Origin of the sequence: Barrientosiimonas endolithica (assembly GCF_030296655.1) — a bacterium.
In the GTDB taxonomy this organism is placed as follows: Bacteria; Actinomycetota; Actinomycetes; order Actinomycetales; family Dermatophilaceae; genus Barrientosiimonas; species Barrientosiimonas humi.
On record NZ_AP027735.1, the window covers coordinates 2,177,532 to 2,194,209 of the forward strand.

General features: G+C 73.4%; 15 protein-coding genes. 5 read left to right on the forward strand and 10 right to left on the reverse strand.

Annotation, left to right across the window (positions count from 1 at the left end; genetic code table 11):
• Nucleotides 1-2 precede the first annotated feature (2 nt).
• Both QUE40_RS10995 and QUE40_RS11000 read left to right on the forward strand, forming a co-directional pair.
• The gene (locus QUE40_RS10995; RefSeq protein WP_289233070.1) at nucleotides 3-404 is read left to right on the forward strand and encodes an FtsX-like permease family protein; all 402 of its coding nucleotides are present in this window, start codon (nucleotides 3-5) and stop codon (nucleotides 402-404) included.
• A gap of 34 nt (nucleotides 405-438) precedes the next feature.
• A complete protein-coding gene (locus QUE40_RS11000; protein WP_289230984.1) occupies nucleotides 439-1,674 on the forward strand; it encodes a saccharopine dehydrogenase family protein in 1,236 nt (411 codons plus the stop codon).
• 209 nt (nucleotides 1,675-1,883) lie between these two features.
• Here the strand turns inward: QUE40_RS11000 and QUE40_RS11005 are convergent, their stop codons facing one another.
• Nucleotides 1,884-3,785 carry an acetate--CoA ligase gene (locus QUE40_RS11005; RefSeq protein ID WP_289230985.1) on the reverse strand — a complete coding sequence of 634 codons (1,902 nt, stop codon included), beginning with the start codon at nucleotides 3,783-3,785 and terminating at the stop codon, nucleotides 1,884-1,886.
• A 64-nt stretch (nucleotides 3,786-3,849) separates the two neighbouring features.
• Between QUE40_RS11005 and QUE40_RS11010 the strand changes: the two genes are divergently transcribed.
• Nucleotides 3,850-5,139, forward strand: a complete 1,290-nt coding sequence (locus QUE40_RS11010) for an MFS transporter (protein WP_289230986.1) — start codon at nucleotides 3,850-3,852, stop codon at nucleotides 5,137-5,139.
• Here QUE40_RS11010 and QUE40_RS11015 read toward each other — a convergent pair.
• Together QUE40_RS11015 and QUE40_RS11020 are read right to left on the reverse strand one after the other, a co-directional pair.
• The gene (locus QUE40_RS11015; RefSeq protein WP_289230987.1) at nucleotides 5,126-6,433 is read right to left on the reverse strand and encodes a peptidoglycan-binding domain-containing protein; all 1,308 of its coding nucleotides are present in this window, start codon (nucleotides 6,431-6,433) and stop codon (nucleotides 5,126-5,128) included. The two genes, QUE40_RS11010 and QUE40_RS11015, sit on opposite strands and share 14 nt — an antisense overlap.
• Before the next feature lie 64 nt (nucleotides 6,434-6,497).
• Complete coding sequence (locus tag QUE40_RS11020) at nucleotides 6,498-7,706, reverse strand: AAA family ATPase (RefSeq protein WP_289230988.1); 1,209 nt, start codon at nucleotides 7,704-7,706, stop codon at nucleotides 6,498-6,500.
• 73 nt (nucleotides 7,707-7,779) lie between these two features.
• Between QUE40_RS11020 and QUE40_RS11025 the strand changes: the two genes are divergently transcribed.
• Nucleotides 7,780-8,907: an LOG family protein gene (locus QUE40_RS11025; protein WP_350226949.1), complete on the forward strand. Its 1,128-nt coding sequence runs from the start codon at nucleotides 7,780-7,782 to the stop codon at nucleotides 8,905-8,907.
• Between the two features lie 48 nt (nucleotides 8,908-8,955).
• Here the strand turns inward: QUE40_RS11025 and QUE40_RS11030 are convergent, their stop codons facing one another.
• The 6 genes from QUE40_RS11030 to pyrH form a co-directional block, all read right to left on the reverse strand.
• A complete protein-coding gene (locus tag QUE40_RS11030; RefSeq protein WP_289230989.1) occupies nucleotides 8,956-9,726 on the reverse strand; it encodes a class F sortase in 771 nt (256 codons plus the stop codon).
• A gap of 3 nt (nucleotides 9,727-9,729) precedes the next feature.
• Complete coding sequence (locus QUE40_RS11035) at nucleotides 9,730-10,521, reverse strand: GVDTG sorting domain-containing protein (protein ID WP_142005681.1); 792 nt, start codon at nucleotides 10,519-10,521, stop codon at nucleotides 9,730-9,732.
• Between the two features lie 113 nt (nucleotides 10,522-10,634).
• On the reverse strand, nucleotides 10,635-11,798 hold the full coding sequence (rlmN, locus tag QUE40_RS11040) for a dual-specificity RNA methyltransferase RlmN (RefSeq protein WP_289230990.1): 1,164 nt from the start codon (nucleotides 11,796-11,798) through the stop codon (nucleotides 10,635-10,637).
• Nucleotides 11,799-11,864: 66 nt separating this feature from the next.
• On the reverse strand, nucleotides 11,865-12,749 hold the full coding sequence (locus tag QUE40_RS11045; protein ID WP_289230991.1) for a phosphatidate cytidylyltransferase: 885 nt from the start codon (nucleotides 12,747-12,749) through the stop codon (nucleotides 11,865-11,867).
• A 16-nt stretch (nucleotides 12,750-12,765) separates the two neighbouring features.
• Nucleotides 12,766-13,332 carry a ribosome recycling factor gene (gene frr / locus QUE40_RS11050; protein ID WP_142005684.1) on the reverse strand — a complete coding sequence of 189 codons (567 nt, stop codon included), beginning with the start codon at nucleotides 13,330-13,332 and terminating at the stop codon, nucleotides 12,766-12,768.
• Nucleotides 13,333-13,385: 53 nt separating this feature from the next.
• Nucleotides 13,386-14,117 carry a UMP kinase gene (gene pyrH / locus QUE40_RS11055; protein ID WP_142005685.1) on the reverse strand — a complete coding sequence of 244 codons (732 nt, stop codon included), beginning with the start codon at nucleotides 14,115-14,117 and terminating at the stop codon, nucleotides 13,386-13,388.
• Nucleotides 14,118-14,269: 152 nt separating this feature from the next.
• Here pyrH and QUE40_RS11060 point away from each other — a divergent pair, with 152 nt between their 5' ends.
• Nucleotides 14,270-15,043 carry an SGNH/GDSL hydrolase family protein gene (locus QUE40_RS11060; RefSeq protein ID WP_142005686.1) on the forward strand — a complete coding sequence of 258 codons (774 nt, stop codon included), beginning with the start codon at nucleotides 14,270-14,272 and terminating at the stop codon, nucleotides 15,041-15,043.
• 404 nt (nucleotides 15,044-15,447) lie between these two features.
• On the opposite strand, the gene QUE40_RS11065 is transcribed toward QUE40_RS11060, so the two are convergent.
• A complete protein-coding gene (locus QUE40_RS11065) occupies nucleotides 15,448-16,377 on the reverse strand; it encodes a hypothetical protein (protein ID WP_289230992.1) in 930 nt (309 codons plus the stop codon).
• Nucleotides 16,378-16,678 lie beyond the last annotated feature (301 nt).

A 16,678-nucleotide genomic window follows, 5' to 3' on the forward strand; every position in this document is an offset into this window, starting at 1 on the left:
TGATGCTCGCCGTCGTCACCGGGCTGCTCGGCGTCGCCGTGGTCATCGCCCTCGTCGGTGTCGCCAACACGCTCGGGCTGTCCGTGCTCGAGCGCCGCCGCGAGACCGCGCTGCTGCGGGCGCTCGGCCTCACCCGTCGTCAGGTGCGCCGCACGCTCGCGATCGAGGCGCTGCTCGTCGCGCTCGTCGCCGCGGTGCTCGGCACGGCGCTGGGCGTGCTCTACGGCTGGGCCGGCACGCGGGCGCTGCTCGGCACCTATGCCGCCGGCGCCGTGCCGCAGCTGCCGTGGCTGCTGCTGACGGCGGTCGTGCTGGCCGCCGCCGCGTGCGGGCTGCTGGCGTCGTGGGCGCCGGGGCGACGGGCCGCCCGCACCTCGCCGGTGGCCGCGCTGGCCGCCGACTGAACCGCCCGCCGGTGGCGCCGATTAGGCTGCGGCCATGACGGACCGCGAGCTCGACCTGATCCTGTTCGGCGCCACCGGCTTCGTCGGTCGTCTCACGGCGGAGCACCTCGTCAAGCACGCGCCGGCCGGCACCCGCATCGGACTCGCCGGCCGCTCGGCCGCGAAGGTCGAGCAGGCGCGCGCCCGGCTCGGGGTGCACGCCGCCGACTGGCCGGTGATCGTCGCCGACGCCGACGACCCCGCCTCGCTGGCCGCCATGGCGCGGCGCACCAAGGTCGTCGTCTCGACCGTGGGGCCCTACGCCGCCTACGGCCTGCCCCTGGTGCGCGCGTGCGCCGAGACCGGCACCGACTACGTCGACCTCACCGGCGAGGTGCTGTTCGTCCGTCGCTCGATCGACCAGGCCCAGCAGCTCGCCGACGAGACCGGGGCGCGCATCGTGCACAGCTGCGGCTACGACTCGGTCCCGTCCGACCTCGTGGTGCTGATGGCCGCCGAGCGCGCCCGCGCCGACGAGGCCGGCGAGCTCACCGACACGACGACGTACGCCACGCTGCGCGGCGGGTTCAGCGGCGGCACCGTCGCCTCGGCCCGGCAGCAGCTCGAGGAGATCACCCGCGACCCCTCGCTGCGCCGCGTCGCGCTCGACAAGTTCGCGCTCAGCCCCGACCGCTCGAAGGAGCCCTCCGGCGAGTGGAAGGACAGCGCCGCCGTGCGCTACTCCGACGAGGCGCGCTCGTGGGTCGCGCCGTTCATCATGGCGACCTACAACACCCGCGTCGTGCGGCGCAGCAACGCCCTGCTCGAGCACGCCTACGGCCGGCGGTTCCGCTACCGCGAGGTCATGCGCACGGGTGACGGCGCGGTGGGCTCGGCGACGGCGTACGCCGTGGCGGCCGGTCTCGGCGCCGGCATGGCGGCGATGAGCCTGCCGTTCCTCAGCACCCTGGTCGACAAGGTCGTGCCGGCCCCGGGCGAGGGCCCGAGCGACCGCAAGCGCGCCCGCGGCTTCTTCCGGATGGACGCCTACACGCTCACCACCAGCGGCAAGCGCTACCGCAGCACCGTTGCGGCACAAGGAGATCCGGGCTATGCCGCCACCAGCGTGATGCTCGGCGAGAGCGCGCTGGCGCTGGCCCTCGAGCGCGACCGCTGCCCGCTGCCCCCGGGCATGAACGGCGGCGTGCTGACCCCCGCCACCGCCCTCGGCAACGTGCTCGTCGAGCGGCTGCGCGCGCAGGGCTTCACCTGCGAGGTCGAGGAGCTCTAACCCCGCGCGTACGCCCTCGCGGACCACCGCCGGACCGTGCACCCCACCGCACCCCTCAGCGGTCCACCGCCCAACCGTGCACACCCGTCCGCCCTCGCGGACCACCGCCGAGCCGTGCGCCCCACCGCACCCCCGGCGGTCCACCGCCGGACCGTGCGGCCCACCGCACCCCCGGCGGTCCACCGCCGCACCGTGGGCCCCACCGTGCGCTACTCGCGGCGCAGCACCGGCGCCAGCCGGTCGAGCACGCCGGCGTCCTCGATCGTGCCGGGCACCGGGGCGTCGTCACCGTCGGCGAGCTGGCGCATCGTCTTGCGCAGGATCTTGCCCGAGCGCGTCTTGGGCAGCGCCGGGACGATGTCGACCTGGCGCAGCGCCGCCACCGCACCGACCTCGTCGCGCACCCGCTGCACCAGCTCCTCGCGCAGCTGTTCGGTCTGCGCGTCGTCCAGCTCGTCGGCGCCCTTGAGCACGACCAGCGCGCGCGGCACCTGCCCCTTGAGGTCGTCGCGCACCCCGATCACCGCGCACTCGGCGACCTGCGGGTGGCCGGCGAGCGCCGCCTCGAGCGACCCGGTCGACAGCCGGTGCCCGGCCACGTTGAGCACGTCGTCGGTGCGGCCCATGATCCACAGGTATCCGTCGTCGTCGACGTAGCCGCCGTCGCCGGTGAGGTAGTAACCCTCGTAGGCCGACAGGTAGGACTCGACGTAGCGGTCGTCGTCGCCCCACAGCGTGGTGAGCGTGCCGGGCGGCAGCGGGAGACGGATGCACACCGCGCCCTCGGTGCCCGGCGCCACGGGGTTGCCCGACTCGTCGAGGATCTGCACGTCGAACCCCGGCGACGGACGCGTCGCCGACCCCGGCCGGATCGGGAAGGTCTCGACGCCGACCGGGTTCGCCGCGATCGGCCACCCGGTCTCGGTCTGCCACCAGTTGTCGATCACCTCGACCCGCAGCCGGTCGGTCGCCCACTGCCAGGTGTCGGGGTCGAGCCGCTCGCCGGCGAGGAAGAAGGTGCGCAGCGACGACAGGTCCGACCCGCGCATCAGCTCGCCGTCGGGGTCCTCCTTCTTGATCGCGCGGATCGCGGTGGGCGCGGTGAACATGCCCGCCACCCGGTCGCGCTCGACGATGCGCCAGAACTCCCCGGCGTCGGGGGTCCCGACCGGCTTGCCCTCGTAGAGCACCGTCGTGCAGCCGGTGAGCAGCGGCGCGTAGACGATGTAGGAGTGGCCCACCACCCAGCCGACGTCGCTGGCGGTGAACCAGACGTCGCCGGGCCACATCCCGAAGATGTTGGTCATCGACCAGCGCAGCGCCACCGCGTAGCCGCCGGTGTCGCGCACCACGCCCTTGGGGCGACCGGTCGTGCCCGAGGTGTAGAGGACGTACAGTGGGTCGGTGGCCTCGACCGGCACGACCGCCGCGGGCTCGACCGCGCCCGGACGCATCGCGACGGCCCAGTCGAGGTCGCGCTCCCCCAGCTCGGCCGGCCCCTGCTCGCGCTGCACGACCAGGCAGCGCTCGGGCTGGTGCTGCGAGCGCTTCAGCGCCTCGTCCAGCAGCGGCTTGTAGGGCACGACCCGGTCGCGCTCGACGCCGCTCGAGGCGGCGATGACCACGGTCGGGCGCGCGTCGTCGATGCGGGCGGCGAGCTCGGCCGGCGCGAACCCGCCGAACACCACCGAGTGCACGGCGCCGATGCGCGCGCAGGCGAGCATCGAGACGATCGCCTCGGGGATCATCGGCAGGTAGATCACGACCCGGTCGCCCTTGCCCACGCCGAGCGCGGTGAGCACGCCGGCCGCGCGCGCGACCTCGTCGAGCAGCTGGGCGTACGTCAGCACGCGCCTCGTGCTCGTCACCGGGCTCTCGTAGATGACCGCCGGCTGGTCGGCGCGGCCCTCGATCACGTGCCGGTCGAGGGCGTTGAAGCACAGGTTCAGCCGCGCGCCGGGGAACCAGCGGTAGAACGGCGCCCGCTCCGCGTCCAGCGCCCGCTTCGGCGGGTTCACCCAGGAGATGTCGCGCGCCGCCTCCAGCCAGAACCCCTCGGGGTCGTCCATGCTGCGCCGGTAGACCTGGTCATAACCGCCCGTGCCGCTCATGACCTCATCCTGCCTGCGCGCTCACCCGCGCGCACGGCTTCGCGGGCGGCGACATACTGACCCGGTGACGACGTCGTCCCTCCGCACGGGTGAGCCCGACCTGCAGCAGGCGCAGGCCCGCACCGTCAGCACCCTGGTCGCCTCGCAGGTGCTCGGCGGCGTCGGCGTCGCGAGCGGCATCGCCGTCATGGCGCTGCTCGCGCTGCGCATCTCCGGCTCCGAGCAGGCGAGCGGCCTCGGCACCACCGCGCAGGTGCTGGGCGGGGCGCTGATCACCGTGCCGGTCGCGCGCCTGATGGCCGCGCGCGGACGCCGCCCCGGGCTGCTGCTCGGCTATGCCCTCGCCGCGATCGGGTGCGGCGTGATCGTGGCCGCCGCCTCCCTCGGGTCGTTCCCGCTCATGCTGCTCGGCAGCCTGCTGTTCGGCGGTGCGACGACGTCGAACAGCCAGGCGCGGTACGCCGGTGCAGACCTGGCCCTGCCGGCGCGCCGTGGGCGCGACCTGGCTCTGGTGGTCTGGGCGACCACCGTCGGATCGGTGCTCGGACCCAACCTGGTCGGGCCCGCCGAAGGTGTCGCGGACGCGCTCGACCTGCCGGCGCTCACCGGCAGCTTCGTCTTCGCACTCGTCGGATTCGCCCTGGCCGCAACGGTTCTCGCGCTCCGGCTGCGGCCGGACCCGCTGCTGCTCGCCCGCGAGGCCGCCGCTCGCGAGGCCCCGGCCGACCCCGCGGCGCCGCTCCCGCACGGCTCGCTGCGCGACGGCCTTCGGCTGGTGCGGTCGCGCCCACGCGCGCTGCTCGGCGTCGTCACGATGGCCCTCGGCCACGCCGTGATGATCTCGGTGATGGTGATGACCCCGCTGCACATGGACCACGGCGGGGCGTCGCTGCGCCTGGTCGGCCTGGTGATCAGCATCCACATCCTCGGGATGTATGCCTTCTCCCCCGTGACCGGCTGGTGCGTCGACCGTTTCGGCGGGCCGGTGGTGGCCACGGGTGGCGCCGGGCTGCTGATCGCCGCCTGCCTGCTCGCGGGCCTGTCCGACCAGGGCATGTCGGGCACGCTCACCGCCGGCCTGTTCCTGCTCGGGCTCGGCTGGTCGGCGACCCTGGTGTCGGGCTCGACGATGCTCACCTCGGCGCTCACCCCGGACGAGCGCCCGGCGACGCAGGGCCTGGCCGACCTGCTCATGGGGCTCGCCGGCGCCGGCTGCGGGGCGGTCGCCGGGCTGGTGCTCGAGCACGGCAGCTACGCGGTGCTGGCGTTCGGCGCGGCCGGCATCGCCGCCCTGGTCGGGCTGAGCGCGCTGCTGCTCGGCCGCGCCGGCGCCGCGCCGGTCAGCGGAGCATGATCGAGTTCTTCGCCGCCGTCGAGATCGGGTGCCCGGGGTTGGTCGAGGCATAGGTGCGCAGCTGCGACTCGGTGATCCGGTGGATGTCGTTGGTCGCCAGGGTGCTGAGCGGGTCCATCGCGAGGTAGTACGTGCCGTCCCAGCCGAGCACCGCCATCCAGTGCGACACCGGGCCGTTGGCGTGGTTGTCCCACGGCAGCTTGTACGCGTCGCCGCCCGCGATCGAGGCGCGCCCGGCGCGGGCGTCCGCGAGGGTGTCGCTGATCCCGCCCTGCCAGGTGGTGAGGCCGTACGTCGCGAACGCCTTCTGGAAGTCGGGGTACTCCGTGCCGCGGGCGTCGCGCTCGGCGGTGTTGGCCAGACCCATCGCGCGGTAGCGGAAGTCGTTGACGGCCGCGGTGCGCAGGTCCATGTTCCAGGTCCAGCCGCGCGGGGTGATGCCGCGATAGATCAGCAGCGTCACCGCCGAGACCGGGCCGCAGTTGGACCACTGCGCGCGGCCCGTGTCGGCCTGGCGCAGCGGGTACATCGGCTGCGTCGACTTCGCCGCGAACAGCGTGCGCCAGGTGTAGTAGCCGACGAACGTCGCCGGGCCGATGCCGTGCCCGGCCTGGAACGCCTTGACGTACTTGGTGGTGATCGGCCCGTAGTTGGTGCTCATGTCGGGCGCGCAGGAGTCGAAGAACCGGTAGCCGTGCTTGCGCAGCAAGGTCTGGATGGCATACACGCGGTAGCTCACCGCGCCCGCGCCGGTGGACGGCGTGAGCTTCTCCAGCGTGGCCGGGTCGGCGGTGCCGGTCACGGGCAAGCCGACCTTCTGCTGGTAGGCGCGCACGGCCGAGGTGGTCGAGGAGCCGTACGTCTCCTCCCAGTTGGTCTTGAAGCCCGCCGACAGCAGGAGGTACTGCAGGGCGCGGGTGTCCCAGAACCCGGTGCCGGTGCGCAGCGTGGGGAAGCCGCCGGCGTAGTAGTTCGGGGCGCCGCTCAGCGACATCGCGGTGCGCGAGCCGTCGTCGCTGCCCTTGCCCCGGGCGGATCGCTGGGTCTGCTCCTTGCCGCTGCCGGCACGGCCCTTGCTGTTGGGCACGGCGTCCGGGTCGTCGGGCAGCGGGAAGCCGCGGTCGTCGCGGCGCTTGGGTGCGGGGCCGCCGTCCCCGCCGCTGCCGGTCAGCAGGGCGGGCGCGCCGGTGGCGGCCGCCGGGCCGACGCCCAGGGCGAGGCTGCCGGCGCCCGCGACGGTGCCGAGCAGCAGCGCGCGGCGCGAGGCGCTCGGGATGAGTGCGCGGTCGGACATCGAGGTCTCCATCGTTCGGTCGATGCGCCCACCGCGCATGGTGCAGGCCCCCGTCCCCGACGGCTCAGCGTCGGCTGCCCCACTCCCAACGTGGTGCGGTCAGCATTCCCTGGCCGACCGCACGCGTCTCACCGAGGTCTCGCTCGAGTCCCAGCAGCCGCGCAGGCGACGACAACCCTAGCGGGCCCGGTGTGGCCTGTGGGGACAATGAGTCATCTGTGAGCACCTCGCTCAACGGGCCGGAATGGGTCACCACGACGACCTGTGTGTCGGCCGCCACCCGGCGGACCAGCCGCCCTAGCGCGCCCACGAGGTCGGCGTGCAGCGAGGTCTCGGGCTCGTTGAGCACCATGAGCGGCGGCGGGTTGGTGGTGAGCAGCGCCGCGACCCACAGCAGGTATCGCAGCGTCCCGTCGCTCAGCTCGGCCGCCGCGAGCGGGCGCAGCATGCCGGGCTGGTGCAGCAGCACGTCGAACCGGCCGTCGCGCACGTCGACCTCGAGCCGGGCACCGTCGAAGGCGTCGGCCACCGCCTCGTGCAGCGGCGCGGGGTCCTGCTCGACGATGGTCTGCAGCGCCGCCGCGAGGTCGCTGCCGTCGTCGGCCATGCGCGGGGTGCGGGTGCCGATCTGCGGCCGCCGGGCGGGCGAGTCGGGGTCGGCGCGGAACCCGTCGTAGAACCGCCAGCCGCGCAGCACCCGCCGCACCGCGACCAGCTCGGGCGCGCGCTGCGGGTCGGCGAGCTCGTCGAGCATGCTCTCCCACGGCGCGAGCCCGCGGGTCAGCTCGGTCCAGCCCCGCCCCTCGCGCGCCTCGACGACCGACCAGCGGCGGCGCACGTGCACCGTCGCGGGCCGCATCACCGGACCGCTGAAGACGACCTCGCGCTTGATCTCGGGGTCGCGCAGGAACGCCGACTCGTATCCCGGCGCCTGAGGGGGCAGCCCCAGGTCGACGAGGTAGCCGAGGTCGTCGGAGGCGAACCCGAGCCGCAGGCTGATCGGGCCCTTGCGCACCGTGCCCTGCACCTCGTGCCCACCGCGGCGCGCGCCGTCGAGCGACGCCGGGCCGGCCCACAGCGCCGAGCTCAGCCCGCCCTCGCGCGCGAGCGAGGACACCACGTCGCCCTGCCCGCACGCCGCGAGCAGCCGCAGCGCGCGATAGAGGTTGGACTTGCCCGCGCCGTTGGGCCCGGTGATGACGTCGAGCCCGTGCAGCGGCACCACGAGATCGCGCAGCGAGCGGTAGCCCGAGACGGCGACGGTGCGGATCACGCTCCCGAGGCTAGGGCCAGGCGCCGACACCGCCCGGTCCGCGAGGACGTACGGCCGCTGCCAGACTGGCGCCATGCCGACCATGGAGATCGAGGACCTGGAGCAGCTGCGGGTCGTGCTCGAGACGCGAACGACGTTGTGGGGCTTGCGTCTTCAGGGCCTGGACCTGACCGGGCCCGAGGGCGCCGCGCTGCTGCTGCGGCGCTGCGCCGGGCTGGTCGTGCTCGGCGGTCTGCTCACCGTCGACCTGGAGCACCACCTGCGGGTCAGCGGCGCCACGATCTTCCCGGCCGACCCCGCCGCGCCGGTCGACCCCTACCGGGCGCGGCTCTACACCCCCGCCGAGCTGTACGCCGGTCTGCTCGAGCGCGGTTACGCCACCACCCCCGACGCGACCGCGTACGCCTGGTCGCGCGAGGCGAGCCTCGCCAACGACGCGTTCGTCACGCTGCTGCGCTCGATCCACGACCACTCGATGACCGACGCGCTGAACGAGCTGCTCGACGGCCGCGGCGTCGTGGGCGTGATGGGCGGCCACGCGGTGCAGCGCGGCACGCAGGAGTACGCCGACGCAGCGCTGCTCGGGATGGCGATCGCGGCCAGCGGCCGGGTCGTGCTGACCGGCGGCGGCCCGGGGGCGATGGAGGCGGGAAACCTCGGCGGCATCTGTCGCACCGAGGCCGAGCTCGAGGCGGCGCTGACCGACCTCGCCGCGGTGCCGTCGTTCCGGCCGTCGATCGACGACTGGGCGCGCTCGGCGTGGCAGGTGCGCGAGCGGGTCGCCGGCGACCGCCTCGCGACGACCCCGGCCGACGTCACCAGCGTGGGCGTGCCGACCTGGTTCTACGGCCACGAGCCGCCCAACCTGTTCGCCTCGCTCATCGCGAAATTCTTCTCCAACGCGCTGCGCGAGGACCTGCTGATCAACCGGTGCACCGACGGCATCGTGGTGCTGCCCGGCGCGGCCGGCACGGTGCAGGAGATCTTCCAGGCGGTGACCCCGCTCTACTACGCCCCCGACGACGTCCGGCTTCCGCCGCTGGTGCTGGTCGGTCGCGAGCAGTGGACCCGGACCGTCCCCGTCTGGCCCGCCCTCGAGGCGCTCGCCGCAGGTCGCCGGATGGCGGGCGCGGTGCACCTGGTCGACACCACCGCCGAGGCGGCCGACCTGCTGCTGCGCCCCGCCGGCGCCCAGCGCTGAGCGAGGCGTGCCGGGCCGGCACGCCTCGCTCCCCTCCTGCGCCGGAGGTCAGCCGCGCGTGCCGACCAGCCGCGCGAAGACGACGATGTTGTCGAGGTGGGTCTGGGCGTCCCCGTCGTAGACCCCGCCGCAGGTGATCAGCCGCAGCTCGGCGCGGTCGGTGGCGCCGTAGACCTTCTGGGTCGGGAACTTCGCCTTGGGGTACTGCTCGACCGCGTCGACCTGGAAGACCGCGGTGGTCCCGTCGGCCCGGTCGACCTCGACCCGCTGCCCGGGCTTGGTGGCGCCGAGGTCGAAGAACACCCCGCGCTTGCCCTGCCAGGTCACGTGGCCGACGACGATCGAGGGGCCCAGCTCGCCCGGCGTCGGGCTCTTGCTGAACCACCCGGTGTCGGTGCCGTTCTGCGGCACCGCCATCTCACCGTTGGGCTGCAGCCCGAGCTGGATGACCTTGCCGGCGATGTCCTGGGCCGGGAGCCGCATGGTCGTGGGCGTGGCTCGCGCCATCAGCTTCCCGGAGGGCTGGACGTACGCCTGCCCCGTCCGCCCGCCGGCGGCACCGGGTGCCGGCGCCGGCCCGCCGCCGGACGAGCTCGCGGCCGGCCCAGGAGTCGGGTCCGCACCCTGGCTGGTGCCCGAGCTGCCTTGCGCTGCACCGTGATTCCCGTGACCGGCGTTGGCGAGCTGGGGGTTCGGCGAGGGCGGGTCACCCACCTGCTGGGCGACGCCGTACGAGATCAGCCCGACCCCGGTCAGGGCGAGCACCGCGGCCACGGCCGACGCACGACGGCGCCGGCCGCGGCCACTGCTGTCGGGCATCGATCAGCTCTCGTCGCCCGTGCGACGACGGACCATCCAGGCCCGGCCGGCGGCACCCAGCGCGACCACGCCGAGACCGATCGGCACGGCCGCCTCGACGCCCTCGGTGGAGCCGTTGCCGGTGTCGACGCCGCCGGAGGGCGGGTTGCCGACCGAGGCCGCGCTCACCATGCCGCACGTCGCGGGGTTGGTGGCCTCCTCGGGAATCCCGTTGACGCCCAACGACTTCGCGAACGAGGACTCGCCGAGCGCCTCCATGTCGTACTTGTCGTTGCCGTTGGCGTCGAGGCCGTGCTGCACGATGTGCAGGTTGCGCAGCTTGGCGCCGGCGCCGGCGGGCAGCGCGATCGTGCGGCGGTAGGACAGGTTGCCCTGGGCGTCGGCCTTCGGCATGCGCTCGATGGCCAGGCCGCTCTTGGGGCTGGTGTCGCCCTCGGTCGTGAGCGAGAGGACCACGTCGCCGTACATCGGGACACCCTCCTCCACGTTGACCTGCCCGTCGCCGTCCTTGTCCTGGTCGGGCCCGGGGCACATGAACTTCTTGGCCTCGGTGAACGACCCGTGGAAGTGCTGCGCGTGCGGGGAGTTGGGCGTGAAGCCCTTGCCCTTGATGTCGACGGTGAGGTTGTCGCCGTCGATGGTGAGCGTCGCGGTCGAGGTCGACCCGCTCTTGTTGCCCATCGTGTCGGTGAGCTTCATCGTGTAGCTCTCGTCGGCCATGGCTCCCGTCGCGGAGGCGAGGAGCATGGCGCAGGCGGCAGGTGCCGCGAGGGCGAGCTTGGTGGTCCGGCGCATCGTGTCGATCCCTTCCTGGTGACCGTTGGTGCCAGGAGTTCGGAGACACAGGTCACACGGATGGGTGGCGCCCGAATCTGTTTGTCGGCGCAGGGCGTACGCGCGGTGCCGGGTCAGGCGGTGGCGGCCGCCAGCTGCCCGCAGGCACCGTCGATCTCCGAGCCGCGGGTGTCGCGGATCGTCGTCGGGATGCCGTGCGCCCGCAGCCGCTCGACGAAGTTCTGCTCGACGCCGGGGCGCGACGCGGTCCACTTGCTGCCGGGGGTCGGGTTGAGCGGGATCGGGTTGACGTGCACCCACCCCTTGCCGCGGCGGCTGAGCTTCTCGCCGAGCAGGTCGGCGCGCCAGCCCTGGTCGTTGATGTCCTTGATGAGGGCGTACTCGATCGACACCCGCCGGCCGGTGGTGCGGTAGTAGCGGTAGGCCGCGTCGATCGCCTCGTCGACCTTCCAGCGGGTGTTGATCGGCACCAGCTCGTCACGCAGCTCGTCGTCGGGTGCGTGCAGCGACAGCGCCAGCGTGACGGGGATGCCCTCGGCGGCGAGCTTGTCGATCGCGGGGACCAGGCCGACGGTCGACATGGTGATGCCGCGCGCGGACATCCCGAGACCGTCGGGGGTGGGGTCGGTGAGTCGGCGGATCGCGTTGATCGCCTGGCGGTAGTTGGCCAGTGCCTCACCCATGCCCATGAACACGACGTTGGAGACCCGCAGCGGCGCCTCCCGGTCGGCCTCGTCGCCGCCGGCGAGGTCGCCGTGGCGCAGCGCGCGGGCGCCGGCCACGACCTGCTCGACGATCTCGGCGGTGGTCAGGTTGCGGGTCAGCCCCTCCTGCCCGGTCGCACAGAACGGGCAGTTCATGCCGCAGCCGGCCTGGCTCGAGATGCACATGGTCACCCGGCCGGGGTAGCGCATGAGCACCGACTCGACGAGGGCGCCGTCGAACAGCCGGAAGACCTGCTTGATCGTGGCGCCGGCGTCGGCCTGCAGCTCGCGCACCGGGGTCAGCAGCTGGGGCAGCAGCCCCTCGACCAGCTCGGTGCGTGCGTCCTTGGGCAGATCGGTCATCTGGTCGGGGTCGTCGACCAGCCGCTCGAAGTAGTGGGTGGACAGCTGCTTGGCGCGAAAACCCTTGTGGCCCAGCGCTTCCACGGCCGCCTTGCGCTCGGCAGGGTCGAGGTCGGCCAGGTGCTTCGGCGGCTTGCCGCGCCGCGGGGCGGTGAAGGTCAGCTGCCCCGGCTCGGGGCGGCGGGAGGTGGGGGTCGGCAGGTCGGTCATGTCGGGGTCGCCTTCTCGGTCGTGCTCGGGCGGGGTGGGTCGCGGGGCTCGTGGAGCTCGGGGAGGTCAGGTGGTGCTGACGAAGGTGAGGATGGCCCACGTCACGGGCACCGACAGCAGCATCGAGTCGAGCCGGTCCATCAGGCCGCCGTGGCCGGGGATGAGGTTGCTCATGTCCTTGATGCCGAGGTCGCGCTTGATCATCGACTCGCACAGGTCGCCGACGGTCGCCGCGACCACGACGGCGAGGCCGAGGAGCAGGCCGATCCACCAGGCGCCGTCGAGGAGGTAGACGACGGTGAGGATGCCGGCCGCGACGCACCAGACGACCGACCCGGCGAAGCCCTCCCAGGACTTCTTGGGACTGACCGTCGGCGCCATCGGGTGCTTCCCGAACAGCACCCCGGCGGCATAGCCGCCGATGTCGCTCGCGATCGTCACCACGATGAACACGACGATGCGCTGCATGCCGTCGTCGGGCCGCACCAGCAGCATCGCGAACGCCACCAGCGCCGGCACGTAGATGACCGTGAGCACGCCCCCGGCCGTGTCGCGCGGCACGTCGGCGCCGTGCCCGCTCGCACCCCACACGATGACCACCAGGACCGCGATGACCACGGCGGGCGCGAGCGCGGACGGGCCCCAGACGTACGCCGACACCGGCACGGCGGCAGCCGCCGCCAGCGTCGGGACCCACGGCGGGTGCACCCGCCCCTTGCCGAGCGCCTGCAGCATCTCGACCGCCCCGACGATCGAGGCGAGCGTCGCCAGCGCGACGAAGAACCGCTTGTCGAACAGCAGCGACGCCAGCACCACGGCGCCGAGCCCCACCCCGACGCCGATCGCGACGGGCAGGTTGCGCCCGGCGCGGCCGGCGGGTTTGGAGCCGCCGCTGCCGCCGGCGGCGCGCAGCTCGCGCCGGCTGCTGGGCGGCGGCGTCTCGGTGGTCATGTCGCTCGGCGGCTGCTCAGACCTCGAGCAGCTCGGTCTCCTTGCGCTTCAGCAGCTCGTCGACCTGGTCGACGTGCTTCTTGGTGAGGCCGTCGAGGTCCTTCTCGGCGCGGTTGCCGTCGTCCTCGCCCACGTCGCCGTCCTTGACGAAGCGGTCGATCTCGTCCTTGGCCTTGCGCCGGATGTTGCGCACCGAGACCTTGGCGTCCTCGCCCTTCTGCCGGGCCAGCTTGATGTAGTCGCGGCGCCGCTCCTCGGTGAGCTGCGGCAGCACGATGCGGATCAGGTTGCCGTCGTTGCTGGGGTTGACGCCCAGGTCGGACTCGCGCAGCGCCTTCTCGATGGCGGCCATCGAGCCCTTGTCGAACGGCTGGATGAGGATGGTGCGCGCCTCGGGCGTCTGGAACGAGGCCAGCTGCTGCAGCGGCGTCGGCGCGCCGTAGTAGTCGACCTCGAGCTTGTTGAACATGCCCGCGTTCGCCCGACCCGTGCGGATGCCCGCGAGGTCCTCCTTGGCGACCTCGACGGCCTTCTCCATCTTCTCCTCGGCCTCGAGCAGGCTCTCTTCGATGCTGCCGTCCATGGGCGAACTCCTCGTGCTGCGCAGTGGGTGGTGCGAACGTACGGTGCCCGGCCTCAGGCCGGCATCACCCTGGTCCCGATCTTCTCACCCTGGAGGGCCCGGGTGATGGCGCCCTCCTCCTCCATCGCGAACACGACCATCGGGATCTTGTTCTCGGCGGCCAGCGAGAACGCGGTCTGGTCGACCACGCGCAGCTCGCGCTCGAGCGCCTCCTGATAGGTCAGCTCGTCGATGCGGGTGGCGGTCGGGTCGGTCTTGGGGTCGGCGGTGTAGACGCCGTCGACGCCACTCTTGGCGACCAGCACCGCGTCGCAGCGGCTCTCCAGGGCGCGCTGCACCGCGACGGTGTCGGTGGAGAAGAACGGCATGCCCATGCCGGCGCCGAAGATCACCACGCGGCCCTTCTCCATGTGCCGGATCGCGCGACGCGGGATGTACGGCTCGGCCACCTGACCCATGGTGATCGCGGTCTGCACGCGCGTGTCGATGCCTTCCTTCTCGAGGAAGTCCTGCAGCGCCAGGCAGTTCATGACGATGCCGAGCATCCCCATGTAGTCGGCGCGCACCCGGTCCATGCCCTTGGTCTGCAGCTCGGCGCCGCGGAAGAAGTTGCCGCCGCCGATGACGACGCAGATCTGGATCCCCTCGCGGGACGCGTCGGCGATCTGGGAGGCGATGCTCTTGACCACGTCGGGGTCGAGGCCGACCTGCCCGCCGCCGAACACCTCGCCCGACAGCTTCAGCAGGAATCGCGTCTGGTCGGGGTCAGGGCGATCAGGGGTCACGCGGGAGCCTCCGTCGTGCGGTGTGGGCGGTCGAGGCAGTCTTCCACACGAGAGGGCCCGAACCCGAGTCGAGCCACGGGTTCGGGCACCGGCGCTGGTACGTTCGTCGCCGGAGTCGCCCGGCTCCACCCCTTTGGTTCCACGGAGGTCCCATGGCAGCGGTGCGCCGTTCGGCGTCGACCCTCGGTCTGCTCGCACTGGCTGCCGTCACCGTTGTGCTGTGCGTCCTCGCGCTGCGGCCGCAGTCTGCCCCCGACTCCCCCGCCGCGTCCGGCCAGGGCGGCCCCACGGCCGCCTCGCCCAGCACCCCCGGGCCCGCGTCGACGCCCAGCAGCGCCGCCTCCCAGGGACGCACGGTGGCTGTCTACGGCGACGCGATCAGCGCCGGCGGCGGGTCGATCGAGGACCCGCAGCAGCTGCCCGACCGCTCCTGGGTGGGATACCTGTCCGACCAGGGGCTGCGCTACGTCGGCGGCGAGGCCACGACCGGCGAGACCACCGCCCGCGCCGCCTCGGACCCGCCCGAGGTCGACGCCGACCTGCACGTCGCGTTCCTCGGCCTGAGCGACGCGTACGCCGGCCGCAGCATCGACCAGGTGATCGGGTCGCTGAAGGACCTGCAGACCGCGGTCTCCCCCGACTCCCCCGGCAGCTTCGTCGTGGCCGCGCTGGGCCCCGCCCGCGGGCTGAGCCCGGCGACGCTGGGCTCCTGGAACAGCGCGCTGCGCCAGGCCGCCACCGACAACGGGTGGCAGTTCGTCGACCCGTGGAGCACGCTGCGCACCGACGACTTCGGCTGGACCGAGACGCGCTTCTCCTACAACGCCACGACCCCCAGCGTCGAGGGCGCCAAGGTGCTCGGGGCCAACCTCGCCCGGGCCCTGGCCGCCGCCCCCAGCCCCACGGCCACCACCGCCACCAGCTGACCCGGCCGTTCCCGCCCGCCCAGCCCGGGCGTACGCCCACGCCCGGCCTCCCGCGCCCGGGACGCGCCCTCCCCGACGACGGCGGCACAGAAACCACGACGGCGGCACAGAAGTTATCTGTGCCGCCGTCGTACTTTGTGGGCCGCCGTCGACGATGCCGGGGCGGTGAGCCCGCGAGCCGACCCGGAGGAGAAGACGCGGCATGGGCCGCCGTCGACGATGCCGGGGCGGTGAGCCCGCGAGCCGACCCGGAGGAGAAGACGCGGCCAGAAGGCACCGCATGGGCCGCCGTCGACGATGCCGGGGCGGTGAGCCCGCGAGCCGACCCGGAGGAGGAGACGCGGCCAGAAGACGCTGCATGGGCCGCCGTCGACGATGCCGGGGCGGTGAGCCCGCGAGCCGACTCACAGCAGCTCGAGCGTCACCGGGTCGAACCAGGGCTGGTCGCTCGGGCGCAGGCCGTGGCCGATCAGGACGGCGCGCAGCCGTTCGCGGTGCAGCGCCTCGCGCCACGTCCACCGGGCTACGCCGGCGACGACGCGCCGCAGCCGGTCCTCCCGCCGCTTCTCGTCCCACAAGACCTTCGAGGCCTGGTCAGGGGTGGCGTTCGGGGGCACCCGGTACTTCACCCGGCCGTCGAACTCACCGATGAGCCGCGCTGCCTCCCAGAACGCGTCGGTCCGCCCGATGAACCCGGCGGCGTCATGAAACTCCACCTGGAGTCGCGGCCGTGGGAAGCCCAGCTGCCAGAACCCGAACCGGCTCAGCGACTCGCCGGTGGACTCGGCCAGGGGATCCGCCAGGGCCGCCACAGCCTGGGCGCCCTGGCGTCCGCCGGCTCGCGGCGGCACGGCCAGCGCCTCGGCGCGCAGTTCCTCCTGCGTCACCAGACCGATGCGCACCGCGTGGTCGGCCGCCGCGAGGCCGGACTCGGGGCTGGTCCGGGCGACGTCGATCACGGTCCGTGCGGCGGAAGTCACCAGCAGACCGGAGCGCAGCTCGCCCTGTGGCAGGACGGTGGTGCGGCGGCGCCTGATGCCCGGCCGGCTGCCGGGCGCACCGTCCGGCACGAGCACCTCGACGTCGTCGGACCACGCTCCGATGATCGGCAGACCCCAGACGGCCGCAGCGCTGGGCCCGCACAGCAGCGGCGGTTCGTCCCGACGAGCTGTGACCTCGTGCGCCCGCACCAGGTGGCGACTGCGGGCGTCGAGCTCGGTCCACGCGTCGGCGCGGACGTACGCATCACGCCGCAGCCGCACGTAGTCACCCCCGCCCGCGCGCCGGCGCTGCGCCGTCGAGAGCACCATGGCGGCAAGTTCGACCTCTTCCATGGGCCAAACCTGGCAGCCGAGCGGGCCGCGAAACGCTATCCACAGGGGGAACTTCCCGCGTTACCCAGCGCCCGACGACGGCGGCACAGAAACCACGACGGCGGCACAGAAGTTATCTGTGCCGCCGTCGTACTTTGTGGGCCGCCGTCGACGATGCCGGGGGCGGTGAGCCCGCGAGCCGACCCGGAGGAGGAGACGCGGCCAGAAGACGCTGCGTGGGCCGCCGTCGACGATGCCGGGGCGGTGAGCCTGCGAGCCGACCCGGAGGAGGAGGGCCCTAGCGGGCCCGGGCCCCACCCAT